Source organism: Rhizorhabdus sp. (assembly GCF_018006725.1).
Taxonomy (GTDB): domain Bacteria; phylum Pseudomonadota; class Alphaproteobacteria; order Sphingomonadales; family Sphingomonadaceae; genus Rhizorhabdus.
In genome coordinates this window covers 1-3945 of record NZ_JAGMXV010000353.1, presented here as the reverse complement: position 1 = coordinate 3945, position 3945 = coordinate 1, and the positions used below count along the sequence as shown (strand labels likewise).

At 64.9% G+C, this 3945-nt stretch carries 3 protein-coding genes; 1 reads left to right on the top strand and 2 read right to left on the bottom strand.

Annotation, left to right across the window (positions count from 1 at the left end; all coding sequences use genetic code 11):
- A partial coding sequence (locus tag KAY22_RS25805; RefSeq protein ID WP_296625961.1) for a hypothetical protein occupies window positions 1–1324 on the bottom strand: 1324 nt, incomplete at its 3' end.
- Window positions 1321–1926: a recombinase family protein gene (locus KAY22_RS25800; protein ID WP_026109404.1), complete on the bottom strand. Its 606-nt coding sequence runs from the start codon at window positions 1924–1926 to the stop codon at window positions 1321–1323. The genes KAY22_RS25800 and KAY22_RS25805, both read right to left, overlap by 4 nt.
- Window positions 1927–2073: 147 nt before the next feature.
- Between KAY22_RS25800 and KAY22_RS25795 the strand changes: the two genes are divergently transcribed.
- On the top strand, window positions 2074–3945 hold a 1872-nt coding region (locus KAY22_RS25795; RefSeq protein ID WP_366514168.1), incomplete at its 3' end, for a DUF4158 domain-containing protein.

The following is a 3945-nucleotide window of genomic DNA, read 5'->3' as shown; positions in this document are numbered from 1 at the left end:
ACATCCAGGTGAAGTCGTAGGTGGCCATCGGGTCGTTCGCGTCGAGTTGGCTGCTGCTGCGGTTTTCGAGATGCTTGAGCCACCCGGCTACTCGGTGCCGGCCTGCGGCCGTTTGAACGGCTGCGCGCGGGGTGATGTCGCCGAGTATGCCGATGGGTTCATCGAGCGTCGCGCGGTACTGACGGTCGAGCATGGCATGGATGAGCGGGGTTGCCACCTCTGGCGCAATGGCGGGTGCCGGTTCGGACATTGTCAGTCCCTCGGCCCGCGCCGCCATGGCCTGTTCGACCGTCTCGATCGTGGTCAGCGGCGAGCCGACCAACCCGGCTAGCGCATCGGTCATGAGCGCGGTGCCGCGTTTCGCCCGCTCGGCCGAGGTGACGGCGAGAATCAGGGCGCGGCCTTTCAATTCGACATTGCCGAGCACCGGGGTGCCGTCCGCCATCGTCACACCCCACGCCATACGCCCGGTGCTCTTCGCTATTCCGTTCGGTTCCTCGCCCAGCCAGTTCCAGAAGTGCGTGGTTTCCCGCTGAAGCGCAGGGATAGTATCGAGCCGCTCACCGACCAGCGCCTGGGTCACGCCGCGTGCGAAGGGAAAGCGCACGCGGTGGAACACCACTTCCTCGCCATCACTGTTGTGCAGCGTAGGGATCGACGCCGGTCCCATGGTCTTGGGAACGACATCGAACAGCCATGCCGTGCTGATGAGGGCTGGAAGCGCAGCAAGATCGTCGGCGTCTAGGTTCAACGCGGTGCGCGGGCTGCGCTTGCCCTTCGAGCGCCGCAGATCGGCGACGAGCGCCTCGGCCGCCTCCATCGTGAACGACAGCACGCCGCCCGACAGGAGGTGCTTGCCTCCGACCTGCACGACGCGGGCACCGATCCTGTCCCATTGCTTCAGCGTCTGCGAGGCGCTGCGCTCGGATACTCGAAGCGGCTCGCCGCCCCGGATCAGGTCGCGCACGAGGAAGCCGCTGCCGGGCTCGACCTCGCTGACCTCGTGGAGGCTCATCACTGACGATCGAAGGGCACGCAGGTAGATTTTGGTCGGGCCGCTCTCATTCCAGCCCCGGCGCCGAATATAGTCATCGACGATGTTCCGGTCGGGTTGGATGGTGCGCGTCAGCAGATCCTCGAACGCGCATCCCCACAACACGCCGGCCCAATGATCGCCGACGATGTCCGCCAGCTCGTCCGCTTCGAAGTCGAACTCCTCCATCGCCAGCCCGAGATGATCGCCGAGCGCCTCGCCCAGATGCTCGCCCCAGGCCGGCGAGGTGGCGAACTTCATGACGCCGGACAGATCGTGACCACGCTTCATGCCTGTTCCCTCTGCTGCTGACTGAATTGCTGGCGGTGCGCGGCGACGATGCGCGAGACGGTGGGTTCACTGACGCCGTAGAGCCGCGCCATCTCGGCACCGGACTTGCGGCCGGACGTGACGGACTCGGCGATTTCGCGGCGCTGCTTGTCGCCGAGCTTGGGCCGACGCCCGCCGATCCGTCCTTCTGCGCGAGCCTGGGCAAGGCCGGCGCTGGTACGCTCGCGGATCATGGCCCGCTCGAACTCGGCGAAGCTTCCCACCATCTGCATCATCATCCGCCCTGCCGCGGTGGTGGTGTCGATCGCCTCGGTCAGTGAGCGGAAGCCCGCGCCTGCCAGCTCGATCCGCTCCATGATGTGCAGCATATCCTTTAGGCTGCGCGACAGCCGGTCAAGCTTCCAGACGACGACGACGTCTCCGTCGCGCAACTGGCCGATCATCTCCAGAAGCTTGGGTCGGTCCCACCGCCCACCGCTGGCGGTCTCCTCGAACACCCGCTTGCAGCCGGCCGCATCGAGCGCGCGCCGCTGCGCGGCGTTCGACTGGTCGTCGCCCTTCGACACGCGGGCATAACCGATCAGATAGGGTTCGCGCGTCATCTGCGTCTCTTTCACAAACGGCCGTATCTGGAGGCGGAAACAGCATGCACCAATTTCCGCAGCCTTGGGTCTTTCACAATCCTCTTTCACTAAGCCAACAAAAGGCAAGAGGTTTTTGGAGGATGAAACATGCCCGCACGTATTCCGATGACCCAGCGGCAGCGCGCCGCGTTGCTTGCTTTGCCCGACAGCGAGGCGGCGGTGGTGCGACATCATGGCCTCGATGCCGAGGACCTTGCTGCGATCGGCTTCGCACGCACTCCGGCGACCCGCTTGAGCTATGCCCTGCAACTCTGCTGCCTGCGCTATCCGGGGCGACATCTGCGCACAGGCGAGCTGTTGCCTGCAATCATGCTCGACCACATCGCCGAACAGGTCGGAGTGGATGCAGGCGTCGTCGCCGACTTCGCGCGGCGAGCGCCGACCCGCTACGATCAGCTTGCCGCCATCAAGGCGCGCTTCGGATTCACCGATCTGAGCCGGCCAGCGCGCGGCATCATGATGACTTGGCTGGAAACCGAAGCCATGGCTATCGTGGACGGGCGCATTTTGCTTGATCGATTGCTGGACGAGCTGCGCACGCGACGCATCGTCATCCCTGGCATCAGCGTCGTTGAGCGGATGGCGGCCGAGGCGATGCTTCGGACGGAAACCGATCTGGTCGCCGCGGTCGATGCTAAACTCGATGCGGATATGCGTCAGCGTCTCGATATGCTGATCGATGAGAAGGTACATGACCGGCAGAGCCGCTTGTCCTGGCTGCGCGAACCAGAGCCCCGCGTCGCGTCAGCCTCGCTTGCCGAAATCCTCGAGAAGGTCGCGATAATCCATAGGACCGGTATTTCCAGCATTCCGGTCGATCCCCTGCACGAGCCCCGCCTGACGCAGTTCGCCCGCGAAGGCGTGCGATATACAGCCCAGGCTTTCCAACAGATGCGCGTCTCCCGCAGGCGGGTCATCCTGCTTGCAACGCTGCGCGAGATGGAGGCCACGCTTACCGACGCGGCGATCGCCATGTTCAGCGCCTTGATGGGACGCGCTCACCTTCGTGCTCGCAAACGCCTGGAGCAGAGGGTCGCGATTTCGGGACGCGAAGGCCGCGATCGGCTGATGCGGATCGCCACTGTGCTGGAAACAGTTAGCCAGGCAGCACGCGCCGGCGGAGATATCGGTGCGGCCCTCAGGGATATCGTGCCTCTCGACATGCTCGATGCTGATGCCGCAATCATCCGTCGTACCGCGGCACCTCACAGGGACGATGTGCTGAGCGAGATCGCAGCCGAATACCGGACCTTCAAGCGAACAGGGCCTCTATTCCTGCAAGCGCTCGATTTCCACGGTCGGGCCGGCACCGCGGCATTGCGCGACGCGATGGCGATCCTGTCGAATCTTGATGGCGACTGGCGCAAGCCCCTCCCTGCCGACGTTCCGCTCGGTCATGTCGAGCGGCGCTGGCACCGCCATGTCGTGGTCGCCGGCAAGATCGACCGGACGCACTGGGAGATGGCGACTTACGGCGCGCTCACCAATGCACTGGCCTCGGGTGATATCTGGGTGCCGAGGTCAAGGCTGCACAGGTCGCTGGACGTGCTGCTCGCGCCGTTATCCGGCGCAGCGCTGCAACCGCCGTTCTCGCTCGGTAATCCACACGCATGGCTCGATCAGCGCGCCGCGCAGCTCGACAGCGCCTTGCGCGACGTCGCCCACAATCTGGCCGGACGCGATGCTGCCCTGTTCGCTGGCGAGCGATTGCGATTTCCCAAGGAACTGAAGGACGATGATGCCAGGCACGACGAAGGACGGCGCCTGACGCTTGCCTGCTACGACATGCTGCCTGCCACGCGTATCACCGACGTGTTGTCGCAAGTCGAACGCTGGACCGGCTTCACCCGGCACTTCGGGCACGTCTCGACCGGGTTGCCGCCTGGCGATGAGCAGGCCTTCCTCGCCACTCTGATTGCCGAAGCGACCAATCTTGGGCTGTCGCGCATGGCCGAGGTATGCGGCGCAGGGTCACGC